The 616-nt window shown below is 43.8% G+C and carries 1 protein-coding gene; it reads right to left on the bottom strand.

Going from position 1 to position 616, the window contains the following annotated elements:
• The coding region (locus tag AC1DUW_RS31820; protein ID WP_477644578.1) for an NAD(P)/FAD-dependent oxidoreductase at positions 1-616 on the bottom strand (616 nt) is incomplete at both ends.

Genomic DNA, 616 nt, shown 5'->3' on the forward strand with positions numbered 1-616 from the left:
TAGTGCTTTCGAATGCTCAAAGATTTTTGCACCAATCGATTTAGCTGCTTCTCCCAAACCAATTGCATAGTTCAGTGGCTGGAACGAGTAACTCGAGTTGTCGACTAAGCAGCCATAATAAAGTGGGGAATCGATCTCTTGATGCAACTGACTTCGATCAAGTACGCTTGATTCGTACCCGAAATTTTTGTTTAAGTATTCGCTTTCATGTTTCAATCCTTCAAAATGCTTGGCTTTGTAAGCCGCCACAATGTGACCTGTCTTTCTAAAGTTACAGTTGATTTGATGCTCGTCAATGATTTTTTTAACCAGTTCAACACTAAATAGGGAGAGATCGTTAAGCTGCCTCGCCTCGTCGACACCATACTTTTTGGCAAGCTCCTGCACCGTTGGCTTATAGCCTGGCAATACCATCCCGCCGTTACGACCGCTGGCGCCATATCCGATCGTTTCTTGCTCAAGGACAATGACACTCTTCCCTAATTTTTGCAAATGATAAGCAGAAGAAAGACCTGTGAAACCTGCGCCAATAATGACAACATCCGCCTCTTCATTTCCTTCAAGAAGCTTTTCTTTTTCATAGCTGTTTGCAGTCGCTGCCCACAGTGAGAGAGCA

The sequence above is a fragment of the Peribacillus sp. P4_C12 genome, from assembly GCF_056402095.1.